This window comes from Amycolatopsis sp. NPDC051061, assembly GCF_040682935.1.
Classification (GTDB): Bacteria; Actinomycetota; Actinomycetes; order Mycobacteriales; family Pseudonocardiaceae; genus Amycolatopsis.
Genome location: NZ_JBFBBZ010000158.1, coordinates 1 through 1,350, shown reverse-complemented (window position 1 = coordinate 1,350; position 1,350 = coordinate 1). Strand labels below are relative to the sequence as shown.

At 68.7% G+C, this 1,350-nt stretch carries 1 protein-coding gene; it reads right to left on the bottom strand.

What is annotated here, in order from left to right; all coding sequences use genetic code 11:
* Positions 1–175 precede the first annotated feature (175 nt).
* Positions 176–1,309: an IS701 family transposase gene (locus AB0N03_RS52395; protein ID WP_364389003.1), complete on the bottom strand. Its 1,134-nt coding sequence runs from the start codon at positions 1,307–1,309 to the stop codon at positions 176–178.
* Positions 1,310–1,350 lie beyond the last annotated feature (41 nt).

Sequence of the window (1,350 nt, the reverse complement as noted above, 5' to 3'; positions counted from 1 at the left end):
TACTGCAACGGCATTCAGGTGAGTGGGTAGCCGCGTCGTTTGTAATGGCTGAGGCGGGCTTGGTGTTGTCGTCGGCGGCGGAAGCAGGACCAGGCCCAGACGTGGTCGGCGGCGTCGGCGACACGCAGGACGAGTTTGGCGAGCAGGCGCCGGATCTCCGGTAGCGTGAACCCGATCATGCCTGGTTCGCCGACACCGATTCCCCTTTTAGGGTCAGGGATCGGGAGACGGCGAGCCAGGCGTGGGCGAGCATCGACAGGGTGATGTGGGCATACCAGGCCCGCCAGGACCGGACCTGGTAGTGGTCCAGCCCGGCTTCGTTCTTGGCCTGCTGGAAACACTCCTCGATCCGCCACCGGGCCCCGGCGACCCAGGCCACATCCAGCAGGCTCGAGCGACGAGGGCCGTAGCAGACGTAGTAGGCGACCTCGGTCGGATCACTGATCGAACGCCGCGCCAGCAGCCAATGCCCGCGCCCCGCCCGCCAACCGATCCCGAGCGGGATCCGCGCCCAGTCGTACTCGCGCGGGCCATGCGCACCGGCTCCGACCGACAACCGCCGCCACGACCGGGCGGGCAGGTCCGCGATCAGCTCATCCGCCCTCGCCTCGGCGCCGCTCGTGGTGGTCAGCAGGTCGTTGACCTTGGTGGCCAGCACATACGCGGCGTCGTGCTCCTCCAGCCACACCCGCAGGTACTTCACCTGCCCGTAGGCCTCATCAGCGGTGATCCACGAGAACGGGACTCCCGCGGCGAACGCCCGCGCCAGCATTCCCATGGCTTGGCGCGGCTTCGTCTCGAACTCGGTCCCGTCGGGGATCCCGGCCCGCCGGCACCGATCCGGGTCGGCGATCCACGGCTCCGGGAGATACAGCGCCCGATCGATCAGCGCATGCCCGCGCTCGGAGGCATAGGCCAGGAACGTGCCGATCTGACAGTTCTCGATCCGGCCCGCCGTCCCGGAGTACTGCCGCTGCACCCCCGCCGACCGCACACCTTTCTTCAGGAACCCGGTGTCGTCCACGATCAGCACGCCACCGGGCTCGCCGAGGTGCTCGATGACGTAGTCGCGCACGTCGTCGCGGACTCCGTCGATGTTCCAGTCCGCCCAGCGCAGCAGCCGTTGCATGCCGTCCGGCGACATTTCGCCGGCTTGCTCGGCCAGCGTCCAGCCGTTCTTCCGCTCCAGCCCCGCGACCAGCCCGGACATGTACTCCCTGGCCCGGGCCCGCGGCTCCGAGCGGGTGAACCGGCCCGCGATCCGCTCATGCACCCGGTCCAGCTGATCCATCACCACATCGACCACCACCAGGATGATCTACCACACGCCACCCGACTGCCGTTGCAGTA